This window comes from Mesorhizobium sp. C372A, assembly GCF_030323245.1.
Classification (GTDB): Bacteria; Pseudomonadota; Alphaproteobacteria; order Rhizobiales; family Rhizobiaceae; genus Mesorhizobium.
Genome location: NZ_CP100475.1, coordinates 6,346,801 through 6,373,363, shown reverse-complemented (window position 1 = coordinate 6,373,363; position 26,563 = coordinate 6,346,801). Strand labels below are relative to the sequence as shown.

Below are 26,563 nucleotides of genomic sequence, written 5' to 3'. Positions count from 1 at the left end.
GGCGGAGATGCCCGCGCTTGGTCAAACGTTCAGTGCTCGACGCAGTTCCTGCAAGACTGCTTGTCAAGTTCGGTGGGCGCCTGACAACCACGTGCCTGAAATTGGCGGAATTCTATCCCACGGTTCAAGCGAGCAGCTTGCGCCGAACATGGTCGGACTATGCTGGACGGAGATGTCGGCTTCGGGCCAGCCCAGTTGGCGTCAAACGGGTCTTTGCGAGTTAAGGCGGTATGGTAGTTATCCACGTTTGCAAACTGCAAACGGACGTTCCGCTGCCGGCCCCATTTGAGCCATTCACTGGGAGGCAGACCCGCGGTACATCACCGATATTCTCGAAGCCAAGTCCTTTGGTTCGACAGAGAGATATGGACCGGCGACCATCCGCTGTATTGATCTCCTGTAGAAAACAGTGACCCTCAAGACTAGCATTTGTCAATGCGTTACGAAGCTGTTCGCCCAATTGATTCAAGAAGCTGATCCAGCCACTCGCTGACCGCATTTATCTTCTGCCGAACGGCAGCAACGCGCCTGAATCCTGCCTCCAGATCAATGTTCGCGTACGCAAAAACGGCCGCTCGCGAACATACATTGACAGGTCCAGTTCCGGATAATAAGTTCGGTCATAGAACGAATTAACCGGAGTTCAATGTGACTGACCTGCCGCGCATATCCCGTCAGTTCTCACAGCGCTCCGTGATGGAAGCGATCGTCCAGGGCGGGCCGATCTCCCGCGCCTCGATCGCCAAGCTGACGGGCCTGTCGAAGCAGACCATCTCCGAAATCATGCGCGGGCTCGAGCAGGAGGGCTGGGTCCAGGAAACCGGCCGCACCAGCGGCCATGTCGGGCGCACCGCCGTCACCTACGAACTGGTCCACGACGCAGCCTATATAATCGCCGTCGACCTTGGCGGCACCAAGGTGCGGGTCGCGCTGACCGACCTTGCCTGTCAGATCTTTGCCGAAGCCGCCACACCGACCGATCCGCGTGGCGGCCAGTTCGTCGTCGATCAGATTGCAGCGCTGGCCTTCGATGCCGCGGCCAGACAGCACGTCGCGCGCAAGAAGATACGCCTGGCCGTCATCGGCGCGCCTGGCGCTCCTGACCCGGCCACCGGCCGCATTCTAATGGCGCCGAACATTGCCGGCTTCGACACAATGAATGTGCTGGATGCCTTTGAAGAAGCGCTCGGCGTCGCGGTGATGATCGAGAACGACGTCAATCTCGCGGTGCTTGGCGAGAACTGGCTCGGCCAAGGCCAGGGCATCGACAATCTCGCCTACATCGCGCTCGGCACCGGCATCGGCAGCGGGCTGATGCTGGGCGGTCATCTGGTGCGGGGTGCTGGGCACGCCGCCGGCGAGATCGGTTTCATGCCGATCGGGGCCGATCCCTTCGCCGAGGAATCACTGCGCACCGGCGCATTCGAACGCGCGGTGGCCACCCACGCCATGACCGATCGCTACCACGCCCTCGCCGGCAGGCAGGTCTCCGTGCCGGCAATATTCGAGAATGCCGCGCGTGGCGACAAGGACGCGCTCACCGTGCTCGACGAAACTGCCCGCCATCTGGCGCAAGGCGTTGCGGCAATCGCGGCGATCGCCAATCCAGAAAAGTTTATCCTCGGCGGCTCGATTGGGTTGCGGCCCGAAATCCTGTCCAGGGTGCAGGCGCTTCTGCCGCTATGCTTCCCCTATCCGGTCAGGGTCGAGGCGAGCGAACTCGGCGCACGCGCAGCCCTCATCGGCGCGGCGGCAATCGGCCTTGGCCAGTTGCACAACACGCTGTTCGGCGTCGACGCGCCTGATGGCCGGATTTCGCTGCCGCCTGCCCAGGCCGCCGCCCTGAAGGAGGCCGCGATATGACTCACGATATTGCCGCCCGCCTGCAGGCAGCGCTCGACCGCGACGACGCACTAACGCTGTTTCGCCGCGCCATCGGCCGAGAGAGCATCACCGGCAACGAAGCCAACTTCGTCGACTTCCTAGAAGCCAGGATGCGCGACCTTGACCTCAGCGGCCTGACCAGGACGGAATTCCTTCCCGGGCGGCCCAACATCTGGGGCGAGCGCAAGGGGGCCGACCAGGGAAAGCGCCTGCTGTTCATCGGCCATACCGACACCGTCCATGTCGACGGCTGGCGCGAGCATTGGGCAGGCACCGAGCGTGAGGATCCGTTCGCCGCCCCGATCATTGATGGTGCTGTCTGGGGCCGAGGCTCCGGCGACCTCAAGGCCGGCATCATTGCTTCGCTTGCGGCACTCGCGCTGCTCGACAAGGCCGGCGTTCGCCTCAAGGGCGACGTCGCCTTTGCCTTCGTCGGCGACGAGGAGAGCGGCCAGCCCGGCACCGGCATTTCAGCCGGGATCAAGCACTTCGTCGGACGCATCGAGACCGGCGAGGTCACAGCACCCGATTTCAGCGTCTATGTCGAGCCGACCCGCCTGGCCGTCTATGCGGCGCAGATCGGCTTCTTCATCACCGATATCTCGATTACCGGCAAATCTGCCTATTTCGGTGTGCCAGAACTCGGCAAGGATGCGCTCCGTGCAAGCCATGCCGCGATGACGGCGCTTTGGAAGCATTCGGATGAGGTCGCCGCGCGCGCCGAGCACAAACTGGTCGGGCGCGGCTTCCTGCTTATCACCGGGCTTGCCGGCGGCGGCTACATTGCCGTTCCCGAGCGCTGCACGCTCTCGCTGATCCGCAAGCTGTTGCCTGGCGAAGACCTCGACACCGCCGCTGCCGAGATCGAGGCTGCCGTGCGCGGCGCGATCGCCGATCCGGATATTTCGGTAGAGTTCGCCTACCCCGCCGGCCGCGACCACAGGCTGGGCGGCACCGCTGCCGAGATCGGCGAAACGCGGGCGGAAGTCGCCATGCTGTCCGACGCGATGGCTGGCGCAATGAGCGGACGCGGCGTCATCGAGGGCGCACCGTTCTGGTCGGAGTCCCCCTTCATCATCAATCAGCTCGGTATTCCTGCCGTCTATTGCGCGCCCGGCGACATCAGGAATTGCCACACATTCGAGGAGCACGTGGATGTCGAGGAATATTTCGCCGGCATAGTCGGCTTCGCCGCCTTCATGGCCCGCTACTGTGGCGTGGCCGACTGAACCACCAACGAAGCAAAATGGGAGAACTGACATGTCGATGAAGACACTGATCGCCGCCGCCTTTGCCGGCGGATTGATGCTTGCCGCCGACCCAGCTTTCGCACAGACGGTCGGCCCGCAGGGCGAGAGCGCCACGCCAAGTGCAGACGTGATCCTAAGCGATGCCGACATCGCCGCGCTCAAGGACAAGGGCTACAAGGCTGCCTTGCTCTGGCACACCTCGTCCGATTTCACCAATGCGGTAACCGCCGGCGCCACCGACGAATTCGCCCGCGCCGGCGTCACCATTGCGGTCAAAACGGATGCCCAGTTCGACTCCGCCCGCCAGCGCAGCGACATCGAGACGGCGTTGGCCGCCAAGCCCAACGTCATCTTGGCGCTGCCGCTCGACCCGGTCACCTCGGCAGAAGCCTTCCGCCAGGCGGTCAAGGACGGCACCAAGCTGGTGTTCCTGTCCAACTTGCCCAAGGGCTACAAGCAGGGCACCGATTACGCTTCGATCGTGACTGACGATCTATTCCAGATGGGCAAGCAGGCTGCGGACGCGATGGCCAAGGCGATCGGCGGCAAGGGCAAGGTCGGCTACATTTTCCACGACGCTGCCTACTACGTCACCAACCAGCGCGACCAAGCCTTCAAGACCACCATCGAGAAGGTGTATCCCGACATCAAGATCGTCGCCGAACAGGGCATATCCGACCCGGCCCGCGCCGAGGAACTGGCCAACGCGATGCTTTTGCAGCATCCCGATCTCGACGGCATCTACGTGACCTGGGCCGAGCCGGCCGACGGCGTGCTGTCGGCGCTACGCGGCGCCGGCAACGCCAGGACCAAGATCGTCACGCTCGACCTCGCCGAGCCGGTCGCGCTCGACATGGTCAAGGGCGGCAATGTCGCAGCCCTCGTCGCCGACAAGGCCTATGAACTCGGCCGCGCCATGGCTGCTTCCGGCATGAAGTCGCTGCTTGGCCAGCCGACACCAGCCTTCGTCGTCGCCCCGGCCCTGACCGTCACCAAGGAGAATGTCGCGCAGGGCTGGAAGGACTCGCTCAACCGCGACGCGCCGCAGCCGGTGCTCGACGCGTTCAAGTAAGGCTCTCGCTCCGGCGCGGCCCGCCGCACCGGAGCTTTTCTTCGACAACAAAAAGGGGAATCGGGACATGCGCATAGCATCTGCAATCATAACGACGGTGGCGAGCCTGCTAGCCATGCACGCCTTCGCCGCCGAAGGCGTCACCACAGGACCGAATGGTGAAAAGCCGGTGCCGGCGAGCAGTCTTACGCTGACGCCAGCCGAAGAGCAGCAGATCAAGGACGGCAAGTTCACCGCCGCCCTCGTCTGGCACGAGATGAGCGAATACACCAACGCCGTCAATGCCGGCGCCCATGACGAATTCAAGCGCCTCGGCATCGAGGTGGTGGCGCAGACCGATGCCGGTTTCGACGCCGCGCGACAGAAGGCCGATATCGAGACGGTGATGGCCAAAAAGCCGTCGATCATCCTGTCGCTTCCCGTCGATCCGGCGACTGCAGCTTCGGTCTACGATCCGGCACGACAGGCCGGCGTCAAGCTCGGCTTCGTCGACAATTCCCCGGCCGGCTACAAGCAGGGCAGGGACTATGTCACCATCGTCTCCGACGATCTCTTTCAGATGGGCAACAAGGCCGGCATCGCCATGGCCGAGGCGCTCGGCAAGAAAGGCAAGGTCGGCTACATCTTCCACGATGCCGACTTCTACGTCACCAACCAGCGCGACCAGGCCTTCAAGAAGACCATCGAGCAGGACTATCCCGATATGAAGATCGAGGCCGAGGCCGGCATGGCCGACCCGGCGCGCAGCGAAGACATCGCCCAGGCGATGATCACCCAGCATCCGGACCTGGACGGCATCTATGTCACCTGGGCCGAACCGGCGCTGAGCGTGCTTTCGGCCTTGCGCGGTGCCGGCAACACGCACACCAAGATTGTCACGCTCGACCTCAATGAGCCTGCCGCGCTCGACATGGTCAAGGGCGGCAACATCGCGGCCCTCGTCGCCGACGAGGCCTACAGCATTGGCGTGACGCTGGCGCGCGCCTCGGCAGGTTCTCTGGTCGGCAAGAAGGCCGAACCATTCTATGCCGTAGATTCCATCGCCGTCACCAAGGACACGGTGAAGGACGGTTGGAAGAAGTCCCTCAACAGGGACGTACCGGCGGCTATCGCGGACGCGGTGAAATAGGCTCGAGGCGAAGCGCTCACCACCGGAGGAATAAAATGTCCAGTGCCAACACCAGCGCCGGTAGCAGCTTCGCCAGCCGCTTCAATCTGCAGCAATATGTCGTCTACCTCGGTTTCCTGGCGATCTTCCTGTTCTTCGCCATTGTGCTGAGGGACAGCGGCTTCCTCACCGTCCGAAACTTATCGAACATCGTGTTGCAGACGACGCCGGTGACGATCATGGCCATCGGCCTGGTCTTCGTCATGTCGGCCGGCGAAATAGATTTGTCGATCGGCTCGATCGTGGCGGTGGCGGCCCTTGCAGCCGCCGTCACCATCAACGCGTACGGCATGCCGGCAGGGATAGTCGCCGGCCTCGGCGCCGGCCTGCTGATCGGCGTCATCAACGGCGTGCTGGTGGCGTATGTCAGGCTGCCCTCCTTCCTGGTGACGCTGGCGACGCTCGGCCTGTTCGCCGGCGTTTCGCGTTCGATGACAGACCTTCGCTCGATCTCGGTGACCAACGAAGCGTTCACCGGCTTCTTCGGTTCCGGCTCGCTGCTCGGTGTCCCCTCACTCGTCTGGTGGTCGGTGATTGCCGTGGCCATCGGCCACCTGGTGTTCCGCGAAACCCGTTTCGGCGCGCATGTGCTGGCGACCGGCGACAATGCCCGCGCCGCAAGCGTATCGGGCATCAGCGTGCCCAGGATCAGGCTCGCCGTGCTGACCATCAGCGGCGGGCTCGCCGGTCTTGCCGGCTTGCTCTATGCCGGTCGCCTGCAGGCGGCGAAATATACTCTCGGCGAAACCGACCTGATGACGGTCATCGCCGCCGTCATCGTCGGCGGCACGCTGCTCAATGGCGGCAAGGGCTCCGTGGTCGGCGCGCTGGTCGGCTCGTTGATGATGGGCATGCTCAACAACGGCCTGATCCTGATGGGCCTGTCGGTCTCCGACCAGATGATCGTGCGCGGCCTCATCATCCTGACCGCAGTCGCCGTGTCGCTGCGCGAAAAGAACCGCTGAAGGAAGCCATCCATGTTTCTCGACATTTTGCGCCGCCGCAACCCCGCCTTCATCGAATCAGCTATCCGGTTGCACCAGCAAGGTAAGCTGCCGGCCAATGCTTATGTGCTCGATCTCGACACGGTTGAGGCCAATGCGTGGGTTCTCAAGAGCGAGGCCAACCGCAACGGCCTGAAGATCTTCGCCATGACCAAGCAGGTCGGCCGCTCCTCGTCGTTCTGCCGGGCTGTGATGCGCGGCGGCATTGACCGCGCGGTCGCCGTCGACATGGCTTGCGCCCGCGCCACCCACAAGGCAGGCATGAAGCTTGGCCATCTCGGCCATCTCCAGCAGGTCGCAAAATTCGAAGCGGCGGCTGCGGCGAAAACCTTCAAGCCGGACTACTGGACCGTGTTCAATGATACCAAGGCTGGGGAAGCGGCAACAGGCGCCAAGGCGGCCGGCTATGTGCAGCATCTGCTGGCCCGCATCGCCGCCGAAGGCGATATCTTCTATCGCGGCCATGAAGGCGGTTTCAATGCCGCCGACATTATCGATGTCGCCGACCGGCTGGATGCCGTCGAAGGCGGCCGTTTCGCCGGCATCACCACTTTCCCTGCTCTGCTGTTCGACCATGCTTCGCGAAAAGTGCTGCCGACCCCCAATCTGGCGACGCTCGCGAAAGCTGCGGAAGCGCTGGCTAAGGCAGGCCGCAAGGACATTGAGATCAACGCGCCGGGCACCACGTCGAGCGTTATGCTGGCGGCACTCGCCGAGGCCGGCGCGACGCAGTGCGAGCCCGGCAATGGACTACATGGCACCACCGCGCTGCATGTCATGGAAGATTTGCCGGAGCTGCCGGCGGTGCTCTATCTCGCCGAGGTCTCGCATCTCTCCGGCGGCAAGGCCTATTGCCTTGGCGGCGGCTTCTACATCGATCCGATCTTCCCCGACTACGACGTCAAGGCGATCGTCTCGGCTGAACCGACAACGGCAGGCTCGGCACTGCGCAGCGTCGAGGTGCCGCCGCCCTCGGCGATCGACTATTACGCCATGATCGATGCCGCCGGCGCGAACGCGCCGAAGCCTGGCGACAGCGCCGTGTTCGGCTTCCGTGGCCAGGCCTTCGTCACCCGCGCCCATATTGTCGGCGTGTCGGGCATTTCGACGGACAATCCGAAAGTGGAAACCATCGAGAACGGCTTCGGTGAACCCTATGCCTGGCCAGTCTAGGAGAAACACATGACGGTGAGCGCGCCCATCCTTCAGCTGCACGACATTCGCAAGAATTTCGGCGGCATCACCGCGATCGAGAGTTTTTCGCTCGAGGTTTTCCCGGGCGAGATCGTTGCACTCGTCGGCGACAACGGCGCCGGAAAGTCGACGCTGGTCAAGATCGTCTCGGGGGTCCACCCGCCCTCGTCCGGCACCATCGTCATCGAAGGAAAACCGGTGACGATGTCGAATGCCACCATGGGGCGCGCGCACGGCATCGAGGTCGTCTACCAGGACCTGGCGCTGGCCGACCAGCAGACGGTCTACATGAACATGTTCCTCGGCCGCGAGCCGCTGAACCGCCTCGGTTTGCTCGACCGCCGCCGCATGATCGACGAGACCGAGAAACTGGTGAAGGAACTGGACGTGCGCATCCCCTCCGCCCACGCCACTATCCGCGATCTCTCCGGCGGCCAGCGCCAGGGCGTTGCGATCGCGCGCGCCACGCATTGGGCAAGCAAGCTGATCCTGCTGGATGAGCCGACGGCGGCGCTGGGCGTTGCCGAAACCGCCCGGGTGGAGGCTATCGTCCAGTCGCTGAAGCAGCGCAATGTCGGCATCCTGATCATCAGCCACAGCCTCGACCAGGTCTTCAAGCTCTCCGACCGCATCTGTGTTCTCAGGCGTGGCAAGCAGATTGGAATTCGCGAGACCGCGAAGACCGATAAGAACGAGATCATTGCCATGATCACCGGCCTGCAGCAGCAATAGCAGGAACCTCTCTGAGAGCCCCCGCCCGAGATCCGGATGTTGTCGGCAATCACGCGATCGATCAGCTTGTGCCGCGTGGTGATCGCCATCGGCCCGTCCTGGTCGTAGCTGCCTTGCCACTCCGGATGCGGCGCCAGCAGCGCTGGCACATACATCGTGTCGGCCGAAATCATGCGCTGTTCCTTGCCGTAGTTTGCGAGGTAGACCGAGTGGCCGGGCGTGTGGCCGGCGCAGCGATGATCTGGAAGCCGGGCGCGACTTCGGCGCCGTCATGGATGCTGCTGGAGCTGCTGCGTCTGGTGAAGTTGCCTGCATCGCCTGAATTTCTCCAGGCGTATCCGCACCAGCTTTCTGGCGGCCAACAGCAGCGCGTTGGCACCGCTATCCCAGTCTCGATTTGATAGGACCTATGCAATGTATGGCGGCGCCGACATCACCGTGCCGCCCGGCGGCGTCAAGCTGTCCGGCTTCGGTCGCGACAAGTCGCTGCATGCGCTGGACAGATACACCCTCTCAAAACAGCCTGGATTTCTCTCGGCTGACCGTTTCTCGCTAAGCGCTGCCGAGGATGAAATCGGCGCAGCGGTCGGCGATCATGATCACCGGCGCGTTGGTGTTGCCGCTGATGAGACGCGGCATGATCGAGGCGTCGCTGATGCGTAGGCGCGGCACGCCGCGCACGCGCAATTGCGGGTCGACCACCGCCTGGTCATCGCTACCCATCCGGCAGGTGCCGCAGGGGTGATAGACCGTCTTGGCATGTTCGAGGATGTGGTCTGTTATGGATTGATCGGAAAGGTCGGCGGCCCCGCCCGGCGACAGCTCCTCGGCGATCACCGCCTGCAGGGCCGGCTGACGCAGGATGGTGCGGGCGATCTTCATGCCGGCGAGCAGCAGGGCAACACCAAGATGCGACGGCAGGCTTTCCCTACGAAACCCGCTTCGAGGATCTGGAATATCTCACCACCGGTCGCACCGATCTGGTTTCGGTTCTTACCAACAATGCCTACCTCCATTCCCATTCCTCATTCTTTTGTCTTCCTGCTTGTCCTGGCGGCGGTGATGTTGGTCGTTCTGCACCGTACCGCCTTCGGACTATACCTCTACGCCGTCGGCAAAAATGAAGAGGCCGCGCGGTTTTCGGGAATCCGTACCGGCCGGGTTATCATCTGCGCCTATGTGATCTGCGCCGGGCTGACGGCGCTGTCATCCATCTTTCTCGCAATGTACACACGCTCGATCCTGCCTAGCTCGCACGGCAATTTCTACGAGCTCTACGCGATCGCCGCCGCCGTCCTTGGAGGGTTCTCGTTGCGGGGCGGGGAAGGCTCAATCATTGGTGTGGTGCTTGGAACGATCTTGCTGCAGGTGCTTCAGAACCTTGTCAATCTTCTAGGCATTCCCTCCTCACTCAACTTTGCCGTGAGTGGATCGGTGATCCAGATCGGGGTACTGGCCGACCAGGAATACACAGAGTTTCGAAAGCGCCGCGAATTGATGCGGGGCCGGCTCGCAACCGCCGAAGGTAGGCTGTGATGCCCGAGCCGGTGAAATAGGTTGTTCACGGCAGTTGCGATCGCCGACCGGTTGGCTGCTTGCGCCCGGGGGCAGCCGAAGGCCGGGATCTAAAACGCCGCAATATTGCCTCTCGAGCGGCTCCTGCTTCGAAGGCAGTCGCCGCAATGTCGATGCAGTCGGCTCATGATGTGCCGAGTTTCGATCTCGCATGGCGATGTAACTTATGCGATCAGCCCGTACTGCCGTGCCTTGTTGCGCAAGAACGGCAGACCGTTGCCCATTACAACCGCTTCACTCTCGGCCACCGGACGCCACACGCTGAGGCCAAAGGCCAGACGCGGATCCATGTTGATGAAGCTCTCCATCGCGAGCCCGCCCTTGAAGCGGATCGCGGCCAGCGTTGCGAACGTCTCATCCCAATTGCAATTGCCCTCGCCTGGGGTGCCGCGATCAGACTCGGAGAGATGGATATATTTGAGGTAATCGCGGGCGGTGATAATGCCGTTGCCCATGCCCTTTTCCTCGATATTCATGTGGTAGGTATCAAGGTGCACGAACATATTGTCGGCGCCCACTCGTTCGATCAAAGCCACCGCCTGAGCCGCGGTGTTGATGATGTGGTTCTCGTAGCGGTTCACGGCTTCGACACCGAGTTCGATGCCGCGAGACTTGGCTTGCGCGGCGGCGGACGTCATCACTTTCGCAATGTTATCAAGTTCGTCCTGCGTAGGTGGCACGCCAGTACGCTCGCCGATGCCGCCATAGATTACGCCGCACAGCGCCTGGGCTCCGATGTCGGCCGTCTTGTCGATAGCCACCTTGAGAAAGTCAATCGCTTCCTGTGGGTGGCGCGATGCCCAAGCATGTTCGGGCAACCCTAGCGAGCACACCGCCTGCATGCCATTTGCCGCCAGCAGCTTGCGGGTGTGATCGGCATCGCAAGAAAATGGATCGGCCAGCGAAATTTCAATGAAATCGAGATCGTATTTTTTCACCGCCGCTACAGTGTGCTCGGCGCCCTCTACGGACCAACCACTCGTCCACATGCTCGTATGAACGCCAAAACCCTTCATCGTGTTATCCTCATGAAATTGAGCTGCCCGGCAGCCCACCGCAAGATCATGACGCCGATCAGCATGATGCCCCAAATGGCTGTGGCCAGGTGCTGGCTGGCGCCCAAGAGATTCAGTCCCGAAGAAAGCAACTGCAAAACGATGAGGGCTAGGAAGACCGAAACGACCTTGCCGAAGCCGCCAAACGGATTCACCCCGCCCAAGAAGCAGGCAAGCACCGTAATCAGCACATAGGACTCGCCATGGCCGACACGGACGGAATTGAATCGTGCCATCATGATAATGCCGGCCAACGCACACATGGCGCCAGACAGCGCGTAGATCAGAATGATCACGCGTCGCGTCGAGATGCCGGAATAGCGCGTCGCCTCGATGTTGGAGCCGACCATATAGTTGGAAAAGCCAAGCCTGGTTCGGGTCATCAAGACATGCCAGACGATGACTGCGCCGAGCAGTATCAGCAGCGGGACAGGAATGCCGACGATGCTGCCGTGACCCAGGGGCTGGATGAATTCGGGAAAGCCCGAAATATCGGCGCCGCGGGTCAGAAACTCGCCAAGGCCGCGCAGGAAAATCATCACCGAGAGCGAAACGAGGATGGGGTGCGCGCCGGTATAGGCTATCACCGGGCCCATGACCAAGCCGCTTGCCGTGCCAACGCCGACCGCAAGAACGGAACCGAGTAGAAAGGCATAGATGCTTGCGTCCGGTCCTCCGTTGGCCTGAAGAACCCAGGCGAGCGTGAGGCCACAGAGATTGGCCGTGAACGTCACGGCGAGATTGATGCCGCCCGAGATGATCGGCATCAACATCGCGAGCGTAAGCAGTCCAAGTTCAGGCAACTGGAAGGCCACCGATTCAAAGGTAGCTTTGGACAGGAATCGCGGCGAGAGAGATCCGAAGAATGCAATCACCAAAATCAATGCCAGCAAAAGTCCGATATTCTCGGCGCCCAACGTGCCGGCAAGACGGCGCAAGAATTCGTGCCGTAGCGCTCCAGTTTCGAGCACGCGCTGCGTCATGTACCCATCCTCTGCCGCAAGCCCGCGAGGATATGCCCGAGCGGCGCGTTGGACAGCGTGATGGCAATCAAGATGATCGCCCCGACGATCATCTTGAAAGCATAGGGAGAGATGCCGAGGAGGTTCAGCCCGTTTTGCGTCACCGACACAAGAAACACGCCAAGGATGCAACCGAGCACGGTGCCGCGCCCGCCACCCAGTCTGGCACCGCCAAGGACTACCGCTGCCAGCACGTCCAGCTCGCGCCCCACCAATGCGTTGGGCACGACTTCCTGGGAATAGTGCACCTGCACAAGTCCCGCGATCCCGGCCATCAAACCAAGCCAGCCGAAGGCAATGAAGTGCATCGCCGCGATGTTGATACCGAGGCGACGGGCGCCCTCCGGGTTGTCGCCAAAAGCGTATAGCTGCCGTCCCGTGGTGGTATACCGGATAAGCCCCCAGGTGGCGGCGACGCAGACCGCCATGATCGCAACCGGCAGTGTTAGCTCGGCCCAATTGCCATTCGCCTGTTTGAACTCGAAAAGCACAGTGCGATGCGTCCACCATGCAGGCAGATTGTAGATCGATACACCGTGCGTGAAGAACATCAGCAGGCCGAAAAAAATATTGAAGGTGGCGATGGTGACAACGATTGAAATGATCTGGAAATAGTAGATGAGGCCGGCGTTCACCGCACCCAGGGTGATCCCGACAATTGCCGCCAAGGTGAGGCCGATGAACCAATCACCACCTCCCATTTGGGCTAGAGCCAGCGCCACGACGTATTGAACCACTGACGCGGCCACAGCGAAGGAGATGTCGATGCCTCCCGCGATCAACACCACCAGCAGCCCAACCGCGAAGATCAGATTTGTCGAGCTTGTGTTGAGCAGGTTGAAGAGATTGGCAATGGTGAAGAATTTGTCGCTCGCAACCGAGAGACCTGCGCTCATGATGAGAAGAACCACAACGAGCCATGTCTCGGTGGGATGAGCCCGGAAGAGCTTGCCGCGGTTACGCATAGACGGCAGCTTCCAGGTCACCGAGCGGGATGGCGTGCGGATCGTATTCGGCGACTATCTTGCCCGCAGCCATATGAAGGATACGATCGGCGTTGAAATAGACCTCCGGCACTTCATCGGATATCAGCAGAATCGCCAGGCCTTCGGCAGCGAGCTTGGCGACAATCTCGAAGATGCCGGCCCGCGCGCCAACGTCCACCCCCACGGTTGGCGAATCAAGAATGATCAGTTTCAGGCCGACCGCCAGCCATTTGGCGATGGCCACCCTTTGCTGGTTGCCGCCCGAGAGCGTGGAAATCGCATCGGTCTGCCGCCCGACTTTTATCGCCAATTCCTCGATCCAATGATTGACGAGCGCGTCCTTCTTCTCCGAGGAGATCAGCCCTCGATCAAGGATCTTGTCGAGCACCGGGATAACGGCGTTGTCGGCGATGGACTGAGCTTGTATGAGACCAAGGGACAAGCGGTCTTCGGAGAGATATCCAATACCCGCGCGGATTGCGTCGCGGTTGGAGTTCAGATGAAGAACCGTCCCGTTGAGTGCGATGCTGCCGCCGTCTGGGCGCAGCATGCCGAAAATAGAAAGCGCGAGTTCTGTGCGACCGGCGCCGAGTAGCCCGGTCAGGCCAAGCGTTTCACCTCGCCGTATTGTCAGCGAAACGTCGTCATAGTCGCCTGCGCGGGTCAATCGATCGATCTTCAACACGACGGGTGATCCACTAAGGTTTCTCGTGCTCACGGTTTGGTCGAAAGTCTTGCCGGTCATTAGTTCGGTGAGGCGTGATTGGGTCATTCCGGCGGTCGGGAACACTCCAACGACCTTACCGTCGCGCAGAACGGTGACGCGACTTGAGATCTCCAGAACTTCTGCAAGGCGATGGCTGACGAAGACGATGGCCATGCCTTCATTCGAGAGTGTTCGAACGATCGCGAGCAACCGGTCTGTTTCCGATTGAGTAAGCGACGATGTGGGCTCGTCCATGAAAATAACCTTCGCATCGCCGGCGAGCGCCCGGGCGATGGCGACGATCTGACGTTGGGCGATTGCAAAGCTACGCAGAGGCGCGTCGACATCGAGGGCGGCGCCAAGCCGCGCCAACAGCCCTCGCGCCACCTCGCGAATGCGCGAATGATCGACGAGCCGAGGCATGTTGCCGAGGACAGTTCTGATCCCGATATTTTCCGCGACTGTCATTTCAGGAAACAGTGCGAGGTCCTGCCAGATGACTTCCACCCCGGCGCTGCGCGCCGCAGCCGGCGACATGATGTCGACAGACTTTCCGGCGATCGACATGTTTGCGCCGGCTAGCGGCTGACAAACGCCGGTGATTACCTTGATCAGGGTGCTCTTGCCGCTGCCGTTCTCACCGGCGATGCATTGCACTTCACCCGGGAGAACCTCGAAGGCGACATCCTGGAGGGCTCTAACGCCACCAAATGTGACGCTTATGTTGCTAAACGACAGAACCGATGGGAGGTCCTGCGTCGTAGACGCGACGAGGTTCACGGCGGGCCCTTCTGAAATGACAAGGATGGGGCGTGCCGGGATTGATTTGCCACCCCGGCACGCCAGCCATGGTCCGCCATCTAAAGCCCTAGGGCTGCAAGACCATCGACCGTTTCGACCGTGATAGGCTGCACAGCGTCCACGATGATGGTGCCGGTTTTGAAGTCAGGGTGAACGACACCCAGACCTTCGATCGTCATGCCGTCGGTAATTTCACCACCGCCCGCCAGAAAATCAGCCATCGTTACGAATACTTTGCCCGCTTCCAGAGGATTCCACATATAGCCGCCGTCAATAATGCCGGATTTGAGCATTGCGCTGCCTTGGCTAGGCGAGAATGAACCGACAAGAACCACCTTGTCACCAAGCTTCTGCTCCTCGATCGCGCGTCCGGCGCCGATCGGTCCCTGACTGCCGAACGTCAGGAAGCCGCCGAGGTCAGGATTGGCGGCAAGCACATCCAGAGCCGTCTTTCGGCTGTCATCGGCGCTCTCGGCGACGCCATATCTGTCGCCAACCATCTGCATGTGGGGAAAGTTCTTCTTCAGGTAGGCGATTGCAGCATCGGCCCAGGCATTGTGTGCGGGCACAGTAAGAGAACCTACGTACACAACGTACTTGCCTTTGCCGCCCATTTTCTCGGCAAATAGCTTGGCATGGGCCTCACCGAAACCAACGGCCGAGACCATTTCGAAGTCCCAATCAGCGTTCACCTGGTCTGGCGATTCATGGGTTATGACCTTGATGCCCGTGTCGCGCGCCTTTTTTAGAACCGGCTCGAGAACGTTTGCATCATTCGGCACGACGCCAATTACGCTGACGCCCTGAGCTATCAGGTCTTCGATCGCGCGGACCTGAAGTGCCGGGTCGGCGCTGGTCGGCCCGACCATGAAGCCGTCGTCGCCAAGCTCTTTCGACTTTTCCTTTATTCCCGTTTCCATGGCATTGAACCAGGGAATGCCGCCGATCTTCACGACAACTCCAACCTTGACGTCCTTTGCCAGCGCAGCATTCATTGTGGCGACCGAAAGGGCTGCGCCGAACGCTGCCGCGAGTATAGTTTTTGCTAACATTTAATTCCTCCCTAATTGACGAGTTTTTCAGTTGCCTATTGCCCATGTCGGCTTTGTTTGGCCCACCCCTTTGTGCCCGACGGCATTGACGCACTCGGCGCCGCATTCCTCCCAGAACGCGCCATAAAAGACTTTGAATGCCGGCCGGTCAAGGTGCTAAATAGATTTAGCAAGGCGGTCACGCCACCAGCGTCTAAAAACATTTCTCGATTGATGTAAACGATCCGCCCCTCGCACTCAGGCTGCACCCGTAGAACGACATGCGATCGCCCGCGAGCCTTGGGTGGAGGCGGTGCTACCCAGATCCGAGGTGCTGATGAACGGAGTTGAACTTCTGCAACGATGTCTCGTGACAAAGAATTGCTAGTGGTCGATGCTCGATTTGGATGCCGAATCCCAATCTTCTTGGGCGCCGTCATGCTCTCCGGTTCGCCCAAAGCTGGTCGGTACGGTCACCAGCGGAAAGTGGTCTATCGAATAATTCTCGAGAAGCGAAAATCCTTCAGCAATCATCACCTCGACATTCTGTCGGACCATGGTCACATCGAAGGGCAAATGCGCCGCGAATGGATCCCAGTCGAAGCTTCCGACAACAACCCGTCCAAGCTCACTTGAGGCTAGTGTCGAAGTGAACCGCAATGTTCCTTCAAGAGCGGTCACGCCGTTGACGAACATACCTGAGGGCAGATGCCCAAGCTGAGCGTATCGTGCAGCGAGAGACCGAGCAGCGTTGGTCGGTGCGTATCCGCAGCAGTCAATCGTGCCCGGGCCCGTAACAATCCCATGCGCTGCCAGCGCATCGTGAAAACCCAGCAAACGGCTACGTGTTGCGTCATCATCGCTGACCCCGCCAAAGAAGAAGAGATCTTCGGTGGAGCCCCCTCGTTCTTTCAATTTCTGAACAATGATCTCTGTGAGCGCCTTGGCGCCCCCGTAGTTGTCAGAAACAACTGAGGGAGCCCGGCGGCCTGGCAGATCGATGTTGATGCACCGGACGCCCGCTGCCCGGCACAGATCATTCAGCGGATCGGGGTCACGAACGCCCGCAAGGAAGAGAAATTCCACCTGCTGAGCCAGCAGGGTTTCCGTCACACTCAACTCGTTATCAGGATTGCGATGGGTGCTGACGACGATCGGGCACAAGCGGTGGACGCGGGATTCCGCTTCAAAGGCTTCGGCCAATCCGGCGAAGAAGCGATTGCGGTAATGTGGCAAGATCATTCCAGCGAGTCCGGATCGGGAAAGCCGCAATCCTCGTGCCTTGAGGTTGACAGCATAGCCAAGCCGCTCAGCCCAATCGAGGATGGTCGCTGCGGTTTCCGCCTTGATCCGGTGCTGTTGCCACGAGCCATTGAGGACGAGACTGACGGCGGTCGGGGACGACTTTGCCGCCACCGCGATATCATAAATCGTTGACTTGCGTCGGACAGACTTTCTCGCCATTGGTGACGCTCCCGCTGGGAGATGCAGTAGACGCTAGTGCGGGGTCAAGGCAACATCTCTAAATTGCGTCAAACGGTTTGGAGGAGCGACCCCACGGAAGGACGCGGCGTCTCGTGCCTCCGGTCCGGTCTCCCTGATTGTCTCGATCGTTGCAATGACAGCGCCAGGGAAATCGGCAGATTTGGGATTTTCCCTGAAGCTTCGTTCAGCGTCACTGGAGACACCAACCCCAGTGTTTCGGCTTTGGTCTCCCCGATGATCAATCACCTTGCAAAGGTCGACGAGAAGTTTCGATCAGTTTGGAGCCCACCGTTGGCGATGGTCGGGCGCACGCGTCACGATCGAGTCCTCCGTTTTAATAGCGGGAAGATGAAAGCTTTGGGTTTCTGAGTCTCTATCTGGCCCCAAAAGGGTGCTGCCGGATGCGCCTCGTCTCCGGGCGTTGTTTGCGTACTTGGCCGAGGTGCCCTTGCTTGGCAAGTTCCTTCCGCGACAAGGGTCTGCTCGACAGCATTTTCGTCGCTATTGCCAATGCGGAGCCCCGGAGGATCAAAACCGGTTAGCAGCATGATGCCGACGGTTCAGAGCAAGCGACTCAGATTCCCGATTTGCTCAGAGTCTCCCAGCCTATGGCTCTCCGTGCAGCGGGCCTTGAGCGTCTGGCTCGACCTTTTTGAAAGCTCGCCTCCAATCGCTGGACGAGTTTGGCGGCAAGGCTAGTCGTCTCCATCGGTGTTATGATCGATGCCAGGGAGGCCGCCTGGACCATGGCGTGAACTCATTGCCGTATGCTGGCAGTGCAAGGCAATGAACTGACTGCACAACATGTAGGTGCATTCGTGGATCAAATTTCCAGATAGCCAAACAGCGCGCGTATCTCGATTAGGTGGCAAGGAGTTGCGAAAGCTATGTTCGCAGTTTGAGAATCGTCCGATATGCCGCACAACGATGCCGGCAAGACGAGCCGAGGATGATCTGACGCAATGTTCAGATCCAAGAAGGACGGTTACCTGTGGCCCAGAAAGGAATCACACTAAAGGACGTTGCCGCAGCGGCTAAGGTGTCGCGCGCCACGGCCGCCCGGGCGCTCAACAGCTATGGTTACGTTGGCGACGAGACGGCGCTCCGCGTGGTTGAGGCAGCCGAAAGGCTGGGCTATCGGGCCAACCTCGTCGCGCAGGCGCTGCGCAGCGGACAATTGCCGATCATAGGCTTCGTGCCCGGCGATATCCAGAATCCGTTCTTCGCCCGAATCGCGCACGACATAGAGGTGGAACTGCGCAAGCACCGCCACAATCTTCTGATTGCCAGCAGCGAGGAGAATGTAGAACAGGAGAAAGAACTGCTTGAGAGCCTTCGCTCGCTCAGCATTCGCGGCTTCATCCTTGCCCCAACGTCTGCAACCGACAGCCACCATATCGTGCAACTGGCCCGCGAAGGCGCACCGATCGTGCTCATCGACCGCGTGGTAAAGGACCTGCAATGCGACAGCGTCGTCGTCGACAACGAGGGCGGGGCACGCGAGGCAGTGGACTATCTGGTTGGCAACGGTCACCACCGGATCGGTCTTTTGCGCGACGAGTCACGCATCTTTACGGCACAGGAACGCTTGGCTGGCTACCAAAACTCGCTCCACTCGCATGGGATCGCAATCGATGAAGCGCTCATCGGCGTATCGCGCTCGACCGTCGAGCACGCCATCGAAGCCACGATCCGCCTGTTCAGCCGGCGCAATCGCCCGACCGCACTGTTCACGGTGGACAGCCTCATGACGCAAGGCGCGCTTCTTGGCCTGCGTTCAATGGGGCTCTCGATTCCGCATGATGTGTCGGTGGTTGGCTTCGATGACTTCAACCTCGCCACGTTCACCGATCCGCAGATAACGGTCGTGGCGCAACCCATCTCCGAGATCGGACCGCTCGCCGCCAGATATCTGCTGGAGCGGCTTGCCGGCAAAAAGGTTGCACCGCGCCGTACCCGATTTCAGACCCGCTTGATCGTACGCGGATCGGTTGCCCGGCGCGCTGTGCGCTAAAGAGCAAACCCCTCGATTTCGGAGAATTTCGTCTAAAGGACTTGCCATTGGCGAAATTGCGTGCCCATTATTGCTTGTGAGATCGATCTCACATCGGAAAAACGAGCTAGACGGCCCACCGACGCCTAAGGCGGGCTAGAGGCCTGTCACATGCGAAATACAAGGAAAACGTCATGCTGAACTTCGATAGGGACCGCTTCGTGAAGATCCAAAGCGGGGCCGTCGCCGTCGCAGGTGAGGTTCGCTCACTCATGCGCACACTGCTGGCAGATGGCGTCGAGCGGCTGTTTTTCATGGGCACCGGCGGCGTGCAGCTTCTAACCTTGCCCGCGATCGAGTTGGCGCAGCGCTGTTCTACCTTCCCGGTGAGCGGTGCCTATCCGGCGCAGGTCGTGATCGATCCGCCCGCCGGTCTCGACAGCAAGGACGTGGTGGTCATCCCGTCCTTGTCGGGCACGACCAAGGAAGGCGTCGAGCTCATGGCCTTTCTGAAAAAACGTGGTGTGCGCACGATTTCGCTCACCGGCCATTCGGATACGCCAATCGCACGGGAGGCTGACCACAATTTCACGAACTTCGCCGAAGACGACACCTCGTCGGAATCCTTCTACCTGCAGACGCTGCTGATCGTCCTGGCCCTGCTGGAAGAGCGCGGCGAATATGATGATTTTGATGGCACTGTCGCCGAACTCAAACTGCTGCCGGATCTGCTTGCCGACGCCAAGGCTGCCTTTGAGGATAGGGCGGCCGAACTGGCCCATACAATCAAGGACGATACCTATCACATCTTCACCGGCGCCGGCTCGGTGTGGCCGGAGGCACACTATTACGGCATGTGCATCCTCGAAGAGATGCAGTGGATTCGCACCCGCCCGGTGCACGCCGCCGACTTCTTCCACGGTACGCTCGAGTTGGTCGAGCCGGGCGTCAGCGTTTTCGTGTTCAAGGGCGAAGATGCCCTTCGGCCCCTGGCCGACCGGGTCGAGAACTTCGCCAGGCGCTACACGGACCGCGTTCGCACGCTGGACGCGGCCTCGGTCAAGTTGCCGGGCATCTCCGCAAAGGTCCGCGGCATGATCTCGCCGGTTCTGCTCGCCACCTTGCTCGAGCGGCTGAGCGCCCATCTCGAGGTGCTGCGCAACCACCCGCTGACCACCCGTCGCTACTACAAACGCGTGGAATATTGATCCCCTCTTACCTCTGAAGGAGCTATCCATGAAACGTTCGCTGCAAGTCGTGGCGGTCACGGTGGCCGCGGTATCATCATTGGGGTTGTCGATAAGCGGCAGTTCCGCCGCTTCGCCGGCTGTCACGGCCGACCCAAACGCCAAGGTGGAATACACCGGCACGCTTTCGGTCCTGACCAAGTTCGGGCTGCAACAGCTGTCGCCCTATTTCGTCAACCTGGCACAGGCCTATGAGAAGCTCCATCCGGATGTGAAGGTCGAACTTATCCAGGAGAGCGACGACAGCGTGAAGGGCAAGACCAAGACGCTGGTCGCTTCCAACTCGCTGCCCGATATCTATTTCTCCTGGACAGGCAGCTGGGGTGGCAATTTCGTGCGCGGCAATCGCGCCGTTGATCTCACGCCCGTCATTGCTGCCGATACCGAGTGGGGCAAGTCGCTGTCTCCAGCCGCCGTCAAGGCGTTCCAGTACAACGGCAAGTTCTATGGCATTCCGCTTTACCAGGATGCCAAGTTCATGGGCTACAACAAGCAGATCTTCGCCAAGCTCAGCCTCAAGGCACCCGCCACTTTCGAGGACTTGCTGACCAGCTGCGACGCCATCCGCAAATCCGGCGTGACACCGATCTCCTTCGGCAACAAGGAGGCTTGGCCGGCGATCCACTTTGCAGGCCAGCTGCTCGCCTACAACGTGCCGCAGGCAACGCTGGAACGCGACTTCGATCCGGCCACCGCCCAATACAGCGATCCAGGCTATGTCGCAGCACTCAAGCAGTTCAGCCAGCTTGTCGAGCGCTGCACCGATGGCGCCGGCGTCAACGGCACATCCTATGCCTCGGCTCTCCAGGCCTTCACCAACGCCCAGTCGGCCATGTACTACCAGGAAATCATCGAGTTCGATCAGGCCGCCACGCCGGAGTCGGCGTTAAAGCCCGCCGATTTCGGATTCTTCCGGCTGCCGGTGCCCGCCGGCGCCAAGGGTGACGCCAAGTCGATCGAGGGCGCGCCGGAGGGCTACATGATCAATGCGGCATCGAAGAACATCCCGCTGGCGATCGATTTCATGAAGTTCGTGACCTCGAAGGAAAATGCGCAGGTCTTGTCTGCGCCATCCTATGGCCAGCCGAGCGCCACCATCGGCGGCGCCTCGGAATCGAACATGAGCGCGGCTGTGGTCGATGGCCTCAAGGATATCAACGCCGCCTCATACCTCATGCCCTGGCTGGATACGGCCAACCCACCGCGCGTCGCCGCCGTCTGGCTGTCCAGCCTGCAGGCGCTGGCGGGCGGCTCGATGACGCCCGAGCAAGTGATGGACGAGGTGCGCAAAGCCGCATCCGCGGCCAAATAAAGCAGGCGAGCATGGCAAGGGCCTCGGACACAGTGGACAGCGGCGCCGACATCGGCGTCGCCAGGCCGCAACGGCCAAAGAGCCGGCGGGCCTGCTTCGCCAACCTGTTGTCGTTGCGATGGGCGGCGATCGCGCTCATCCTCATCGGCTGGTTCGTCTATTATCCGATCGTCGACAATTTCATCGTCAGCACCACCGACCAGGACATCTACACCGGCGAGGTCACCAATGTCGGCCTCGCCAACTACGACCGGCTGCTGCATGACCCGGTCGTGCTGCTGGCGCTGTGGAACAACTGCCTCTACGCTCTCATCTCCGTCATCTTCCAGGTCTTCGGCGCGTTCCTGCTGGCGGCCATTATCGAGGACCTGAAAAGCGAAAGCTGGCGCCGGCTGTGGCGCGCCGTCTATTTCGTGCCGTCGGCAATCTCGATCACGGTGACCGGCCTGCTGTTTTATTTCATCTACCAGCCGCAGATCGGCTTGCTGGATGCCGCGCTCAGCCGTGTTGGACTGAGCCAGCTCGTCATGCCTTGGCTCGGCAATGAGCACACCGCCATCTATGCCATCATCGCCATGAGCCAATGGCAGGGTTTTGGCTATTCGACGCTGCTGTTCGCCATCGCCATCCAGAAGATCCCGCGCGACCTCTACGATGCCGCAACGATCGACGGCGCGGGTCCTCTTCGCCGCCTGTGGAGCATCACCTTTCCGCTGACCCGGGAAATGACGGGGTTGATGATCATCGTCACCATCACGGGCGCGTTCCAGGTGTTCAACGAGGTCATGGTGATGACCGCAGGCGGGCCCAACAACAGCAGCCAGGTGCTGGGCACGTGGCTCTACCAGAAGGCCTTCATCGAGGACAATTTCGGCTATGGCGCGGCGATCGCCGCCGTCATCTTCATGTTGACCATGCTCACAGGTGCGGCACAGCTCTGGTACACCAAGCGCCGCCGGGTGCAGCTATGAGTGCGATGGTCGCAGCCGGTCGCAGCCGGCACGTCAATGTGTGGTCGGTCATCGCCAGGACGTTGCTCTATTCATTCCTGGTCTGCCTTGGTGTCGTCGTCATCTATCCGCTGATCTGGATGGCGCTGAGCGGCTTCAAGGACAATGCGCAGATCTTCGGCGATCCCTTCGCCCTGCCCACCCATTGGTCGTGGAACAATTACGTGCAAGCGTGGAACCAGGGCGTGCGTGGCTACGTGACAGTCTCGGTGCTGGTGACCGTCGCTTCGGCCATATGCACCGTGCTGATCAGCGCCTGGACGGCTTTCGGCCTGACCCGCACCAAGATGCCGGCAAAGCCGCTGGTTATCGCCATCGTTCTGGGCGGCTTGATGCTGAGCCCCACGGTGGCGATCATTCCACTGGTGAAGATGTTGCAGGCGCTCGGTCTCTACAACACCTACTGGGCGCTGATCATTCTCTACACGGCGTTCCGTGTGCCGTTCACCACCTTCCTCATCCGCGCCTACATGCTGGATCTGCCTGAAGACACCGACGAGGCGGCGACGATGGATGGCGCCAGCGAGGGTCAGATCTTCTGGCGCATCACCTTGCCGCTGTGCCGGCCGATCATCATTTCCTGCGTCATCCTGCACGTCCTGTTCGCCTGGAACGAATATCTCTTCGCCATGATCTTCACGAGCGGCTCGGATGTGCAGACGCTGCCGGTCGGACTGACGTCGATCATGGCAACCCACGGGACCAACTATGCCGTGGTGTTCGCGGCCATGACGATCTCGGCGCTGCCTATCGTGATCGTGTTCTTTGGCGCGCAACGCTACTTCATCCGTGGCTTGGCCGAAGGCATCGGCAAATAACAATTCCCGAAAGGAGCCTTCATGCCGCAGCTCGCTGCTCATCAGCTGATCGGAGCCAATTTCAGCTTCCAGCACTTCCCCTTCGATGAGGTCGCCAGGACGATCCGAGGCTTTGGCCTGCGCGAGATCGAGCTGTGGGGGATTGCCCAGCATCTGGACCTGTTCCACGCCACGGACGCACGTGTCGAATCCGTTCGCCGGGTACTCGCCGACAACGAGCTGTCGGCCTGGTGCTTTACGCCTGAGCAGGTGTTGTATCCAATCAACATTGCCTCCGGCGACGCCGCACTGCGCCAGGACAGCATCGAGCGGTTTTGGCGTGCAGCCGACATCTGCGCGGCGCTTGGCGCCCGCTATCTCTTCCTGACGCCCGGCCGGGGCTACGAGAGCGAACCCCGGCAACCGGCATGGGACCGCGCGGTCGGTTCGATCGGCGAGATCGCCCGGCGCGCCGCCGCAAACGGGGTGCGCTGCCTGCTCGAGCCGTTGCAGCGGTTCGAGAGCAACCTCGTCAATAATGCGGCAGGCCTGCGCCAAATGCTGGATGAGGTGGGCGCCGGCAATATCGATATCGTGCTCGACACTGTCGCCATGGCCACGGCCGGCGACACCGTGGCCGGCTATGTCGACCTGTTCGGCTCGCGGCTGGCGCATGTTCATCTGGTCGACGGCACGCCAGGCGGGCATCTGGTGTGGGGGGAGGGCACGCTGCCGCTCGACCACTATGTCAGCGAACTCGCGCGCCTCGGCTATGCCGGTAAGTTCACCTTCGAGCCGTTCGGCAACGGCTCCTACGCGCTCGATCCGGTAAAAGCCTGGACACGCTGCCTTGGCGCCATCGCGCCGTATATCGATCGCGCAACGGTGCCGGCATGAGGTCGAAAAAGCTTATCGCGGTCGGGGACAATTGCCTTGATGCCTATTTGACCAACAACTTGATGACGGTGGGCGGCAATGCCTTGAATGTCGCGGCGCAATGGCGGCGCAACGGCTGGTCCGCGCGCTATTTCGGCGCCGTCGGGAACGATCCCGAAGGCGACGTGGTGCTTGCCGAACTGCAAGGTGCCGGCCTATCTCCGGACGACGTCGAACGGCGTCCCGGCGATACGGCCGTCACCTTGCTGCGCGATGAATCCGGCGACCGGAAGTTCCTGCACGAATCCTTCGGTGTGGGCGAAAACTACATGCCGGCGCCCGCGCATTATGCGGTCATCGCCGCGGCCGACTGGGTGCATCTCGGCACCAACGCCAACAAGCACCTTGTTCAACGATTGGTGGCGGACCATGTGCCGTTCAGCATCGATCTATCGACCGCCCATATGGCGCTGCCGCTCGACGGTGTCCCGCTTTTGTTTGCGTCCGGACCGGACGATGTCGATGTTCCCATCGAGCCATCGCTGGGCGCGCTCAGGGCGGCCGGCGCAAGGCAGGTAGTTTTGACCTGTGGTCGACGCGGCTCCTACTTCGACGATGGCACGAATGTCGTGCATGCGCCGGCGACGCTTGTCGATGTCGTGGATACGTGTGGCGCCGGCGACAGTTTCATTGCCACTTTCCTCGCCGGCTTCCATTTCGGCGGCCTCGGCGCCCTGGAGGCATTGCACAGGGCGTCGATCGCGGCGGCGCAGACCTGCACCCATCTTGGCGGGTTTCCCCAGAGACCGCGTCCGATACCCGATTGGCTGCCAGCCAAATATGCCAGCTTCATTGTCGATGCGCAGGGAGCCCAAGCGTGAGTACAATTCGTTTGCGGCAGCCTGCGGTCGCGCTTGCATCTGACCGGTCGTTTTGGCTGCAGGACATTGCCGCCGCCCCTGCGACCGAGCCATTGCGAGGCGACGAGCGCGCCGACGTGGTGATCGTCGGTGGCGGCTATACCGGTCTGTGGACGGCGCTGCGGATCCTTGAACTTGCGCCGCAAACGCGGGTGGTGATCCTTGAAGCCGATCTGTGCGGATCGGGGGCCTCGGGGCGCAACGGCGGTCAGGTCCATTCATGGTTCGCCGAAATCGACCAGATCAGTGCGGTCGTCGGTCTCGAGGAAGCGCGCCTGCTGTGCGCCGACACGGTGGCATCGATCGCGGAGCTGAAGACGCTGCAGCAAAACGGCACCATAGACATGGACCTGAGGCTGGACGGATGGTTGTGGACAGCAAGCTCCATTGCGCAGGAAGGCGCCTGGGAGACCGCCGTGGCCTTGACGGCGGTTGTTGGAGAAAACCGTTTCAGCCCGCTGACAGCCGAGGACATTCAACGCCGCACCGGTTCATCGGCCTCCTATGTCGGCGTCGTCGAGACCACTGCCGGCACGGTCCATCCCGCCAAACTTGCCATCGGATTGCGCAAGCTGGCACTGGCACGCGGCGTCATCATCCATGAGCGCAGCCCGGTCCTCGCCATCGAACCCGGCATGACATGCACGGTGCGCACGGCGCATGGCGCGGTACGGGCTGACAAAATCGTGCTTGCCGCCAACGCCTGGCTTTCCGCGCTGCCGGAACTGCGGCGACATCTTTATGTCGTCGGCAGCGAGGTGATTGCCACTGCCGCCGTTCCCGAACTGCTCGACAGCATCGGCTGGCGCGACGGTGCCTCGATCTGCGATTCCCAGGCCCAGGTGCTCTACTACCAGCGCACCATCGGGGGCAGGGTGGTCTTCGGTCGTGGCAGCGGCAACGTCGCCTTCAGTGGAAATTTCGGCGCAAGCTTCAACCGCAGCCCGGAGCACGGCCGCGACAATATGCGAGAGCTGCATCGGGTCTACCCGTCGCTGCGCGGTGTGGCGATCGAATATGACTGGTCGGGGCCGATCGACTGCGTGCCTGAACACGTTCCTGTCTTCGACCACCTGCGCGATTATCCCAATATCTTCTACGGCATGGGATTTAACGGCACCGGCATCGCGCAGACGCCGATAGCCGGACGCATTCTGGCGAGCCTGGTGCTCGAGCGAAAGGATCGCTGGAGCGAAAGCGGTCTGGTCGGCATCGAGCGGCGCATGTCGCTGCCGCCCGAGCCTTTGCGTTATCTCGGCGCCAGACTTGTCCGCGCCGCGGTGCGCCGCAAGAACGAGGCCGAGATCCGCAACCGCAAGGCCGGCAGGATCAGCAGTCTTTTGGCGGCCCTGAAGCCAGGCAGGCGCAAGAAGTAGCCGGGCATCTGGCTCATCGTCACGCTCTTCAAACCATGAGCCGGCACGTGCCGTCCCGATGACGGTG

Annotated in this window: 24 protein-coding genes and 2 pseudogenes; 18 read left to right on the top strand and 8 right to left on the bottom strand. The window is 61.2% G+C overall.

Annotation, left to right across the window (positions count from 1 at the left end; all coding sequences use genetic code 11):
* The first annotated feature begins 648 nt into the window (after window positions 1-648).
* The 7 genes from NLY42_RS30755 (at window position 649) to NLY42_RS30725 (ending at window position 8,304) form a co-directional block, all read left to right on the top strand.
* On the top strand, window positions 649-1,863 hold the full coding sequence (locus NLY42_RS30755; protein ID WP_023753922.1) for an ROK family transcriptional regulator: 1,215 nt from the start codon (window positions 649-651) through the stop codon (window positions 1,861-1,863).
* Entirely contained in the window at window positions 1,860-3,113 is a 1,254-nt protein-coding gene (locus tag NLY42_RS30750) for a M20 family metallopeptidase (RefSeq protein WP_023753923.1), read from the top strand. Before NLY42_RS30755 ends, NLY42_RS30750 begins: the two co-directional genes overlap by 4 nt.
* A 31-nt stretch (window positions 3,114-3,144) precedes the next feature.
* Window positions 3,145-4,206, top strand: a complete 1,062-nt coding sequence (locus NLY42_RS30745) for a substrate-binding domain-containing protein (RefSeq protein ID WP_023753924.1) — start codon at window positions 3,145-3,147, stop codon at window positions 4,204-4,206.
* Window positions 4,207-4,273: 67 nt separating this feature from the next.
* A complete protein-coding gene (locus tag NLY42_RS30740; protein WP_023735717.1) occupies window positions 4,274-5,335 on the top strand; it encodes a substrate-binding domain-containing protein in 1,062 nt (353 codons plus the stop codon).
* A gap of 35 nt (window positions 5,336-5,370) precedes the next feature.
* On the top strand, window positions 5,371-6,339 hold the full coding sequence (locus NLY42_RS30735) for an ABC transporter permease (RefSeq protein ID WP_023686847.1): 969 nt from the start codon (window positions 5,371-5,373) through the stop codon (window positions 6,337-6,339).
* A gap of 12 nt (window positions 6,340-6,351) precedes the next feature.
* Window positions 6,352-7,551, top strand: coding sequence for an alanine racemase (locus NLY42_RS30730; RefSeq protein WP_023753925.1), 1,200 nt, complete (start codon window positions 6,352-6,354; stop codon window positions 7,549-7,551).
* Window positions 7,552-7,560: 9 nt separating this feature from the next.
* Complete coding sequence (locus tag NLY42_RS30725) at window positions 7,561-8,304, top strand: ATP-binding cassette domain-containing protein (protein WP_023686849.1); 744 nt, start codon at window positions 7,561-7,563, stop codon at window positions 8,302-8,304.
* Window positions 8,305-8,327: 23 nt separating this feature from the next.
* Here NLY42_RS30725 and NLY42_RS30720 read toward each other — a convergent pair.
* Window positions 8,328-8,581: pseudogene (locus NLY42_RS30720) on the bottom strand (MBL fold metallo-hydrolase); the annotation flags it as partial.
* Between NLY42_RS30720 and NLY42_RS30715 the strand changes: the two are divergent.
* Together NLY42_RS30715 and NLY42_RS32045 are read left to right on the top strand one after the other, a co-directional pair.
* Window positions 8,541-8,705 (top strand): hypothetical protein, encoded by a 165-nt coding sequence (locus tag NLY42_RS30715; protein WP_023704359.1) that lies wholly within the window; start codon window positions 8,541-8,543, stop codon window positions 8,703-8,705. The pseudogene NLY42_RS30720 and the gene NLY42_RS30715 sit on opposite strands and share 41 nt — an antisense overlap.
* A 16-nt stretch (window positions 8,706-8,721) precedes the next feature.
* Window positions 8,722-8,846: pseudogene (locus NLY42_RS32045) on the top strand (aldehyde dehydrogenase family protein); the annotation flags it as partial.
* A gap of 10 nt (window positions 8,847-8,856) precedes the next feature.
* Here NLY42_RS32045 and NLY42_RS30710 read toward each other — a convergent pair.
* Window positions 8,857-9,186, bottom strand: a complete 330-nt coding sequence (locus NLY42_RS30710) for a GMC oxidoreductase (protein WP_023753926.1) — start codon at window positions 9,184-9,186, stop codon at window positions 8,857-8,859.
* Window positions 9,187-9,306: 120 nt separating this feature from the next.
* Between NLY42_RS30710 and NLY42_RS30705 the strand changes: the two genes are divergently transcribed.
* Entirely contained in the window at window positions 9,307-9,840 is a 534-nt protein-coding gene (locus NLY42_RS30705; RefSeq protein ID WP_050591080.1) for an ABC transporter permease, read from the top strand.
* 203 nt (window positions 9,841-10,043) lie between these two features.
* Here the strand turns inward: NLY42_RS30705 and NLY42_RS30700 are convergent, their stop codons facing one another.
* From NLY42_RS30700 to NLY42_RS30675, 6 genes are all read right to left on the bottom strand, one after another.
* Window positions 10,044-10,895: a sugar phosphate isomerase/epimerase family protein gene (locus NLY42_RS30700; RefSeq protein WP_023753927.1), complete on the bottom strand. Its 852-nt coding sequence runs from the start codon at window positions 10,893-10,895 to the stop codon at window positions 10,044-10,046.
* Window positions 10,892-11,917, bottom strand: a complete 1,026-nt coding sequence (locus tag NLY42_RS30695) for an ABC transporter permease (protein WP_023753928.1) — start codon at window positions 11,915-11,917, stop codon at window positions 10,892-10,894. The genes NLY42_RS30700 and NLY42_RS30695 overlap by 4 nt, the downstream gene beginning before the upstream one ends.
* Window positions 11,914-12,921 (bottom strand): ABC transporter permease, encoded by a 1,008-nt coding sequence (locus NLY42_RS30690; protein ID WP_023726211.1) that lies wholly within the window; start codon window positions 12,919-12,921, stop codon window positions 11,914-11,916. Before NLY42_RS30690 ends, NLY42_RS30695 begins: the two co-directional genes overlap by 4 nt.
* Window positions 12,914-14,428, bottom strand: a complete 1,515-nt coding sequence (locus NLY42_RS30685) for a sugar ABC transporter ATP-binding protein (RefSeq protein ID WP_023753929.1) — start codon at window positions 14,426-14,428, stop codon at window positions 12,914-12,916. Before NLY42_RS30685 ends, NLY42_RS30690 begins: the two co-directional genes overlap by 8 nt.
* 80 nt (window positions 14,429-14,508) lie before the next feature.
* A complete protein-coding gene (locus NLY42_RS30680) occupies window positions 14,509-15,501 on the bottom strand; it encodes a substrate-binding domain-containing protein (protein ID WP_023753930.1) in 993 nt (330 codons plus the stop codon).
* Between the two features lie 363 nt (window positions 15,502-15,864).
* Window positions 15,865-16,944, bottom strand: a complete 1,080-nt coding sequence (locus NLY42_RS30675; protein WP_023692318.1) for a substrate-binding domain-containing protein — start codon at window positions 16,942-16,944, stop codon at window positions 15,865-15,867.
* Window positions 16,945-17,956: 1,012 nt separating this feature from the next.
* On the opposite strand from NLY42_RS30675, the gene NLY42_RS30670 reads away from it, so the two are divergent.
* The 8 genes from NLY42_RS30670 to NLY42_RS30635 all read left to right on the top strand — a co-directional run bounded on the left by NLY42_RS30670 (window position 17,957) and on the right by NLY42_RS30635 (window position 26,496).
* Window positions 17,957-18,979 carry a LacI family DNA-binding transcriptional regulator gene (locus tag NLY42_RS30670; RefSeq protein ID WP_023753931.1) on the top strand — a complete coding sequence of 341 codons (1,023 nt, stop codon included), beginning with the start codon at window positions 17,957-17,959 and terminating at the stop codon, window positions 18,977-18,979.
* A gap of 173 nt (window positions 18,980-19,152) precedes the next feature.
* The gene (locus tag NLY42_RS30665; protein WP_023753932.1) at window positions 19,153-20,166 is read left to right on the top strand and encodes an SIS domain-containing protein; all 1,014 of its coding nucleotides are present in this window, start codon (window positions 19,153-19,155) and stop codon (window positions 20,164-20,166) included.
* A 28-nt stretch (window positions 20,167-20,194) separates the two neighbouring features.
* Window positions 20,195-21,517: an ABC transporter substrate-binding protein gene (locus NLY42_RS30660; protein WP_023753933.1), complete on the top strand. Its 1,323-nt coding sequence runs from the start codon at window positions 20,195-20,197 to the stop codon at window positions 21,515-21,517.
* Window positions 21,518-21,528: 11 nt separating this feature from the next.
* A complete protein-coding gene (locus NLY42_RS30655; RefSeq protein ID WP_023682778.1) occupies window positions 21,529-22,488 on the top strand; it encodes a carbohydrate ABC transporter permease in 960 nt (319 codons plus the stop codon).
* Window positions 22,485-23,345: a carbohydrate ABC transporter permease gene (locus NLY42_RS30650; protein WP_023753934.1), complete on the top strand. Its 861-nt coding sequence runs from the start codon at window positions 22,485-22,487 to the stop codon at window positions 23,343-23,345. Before NLY42_RS30655 ends, NLY42_RS30650 begins: the two co-directional genes overlap by 4 nt.
* Before the next feature lie 21 nt (window positions 23,346-23,366).
* A complete protein-coding gene (locus NLY42_RS30645) occupies window positions 23,367-24,221 on the top strand; it encodes a sugar phosphate isomerase/epimerase family protein (RefSeq protein WP_023686872.1) in 855 nt (284 codons plus the stop codon).
* Complete coding sequence (locus tag NLY42_RS30640) at window positions 24,218-25,081, top strand: PfkB family carbohydrate kinase (protein WP_023695150.1); 864 nt, start codon at window positions 24,218-24,220, stop codon at window positions 25,079-25,081. The genes NLY42_RS30645 and NLY42_RS30640 overlap by 4 nt, the downstream gene beginning before the upstream one ends.
* On the top strand, window positions 25,078-26,496 hold the full coding sequence (locus NLY42_RS30635; RefSeq protein WP_023753935.1) for an NAD(P)/FAD-dependent oxidoreductase: 1,419 nt from the start codon (window positions 25,078-25,080) through the stop codon (window positions 26,494-26,496). Before NLY42_RS30640 ends, NLY42_RS30635 begins: the two co-directional genes overlap by 4 nt.
* Window positions 26,497-26,563: the final 67 nt, after the last annotated feature.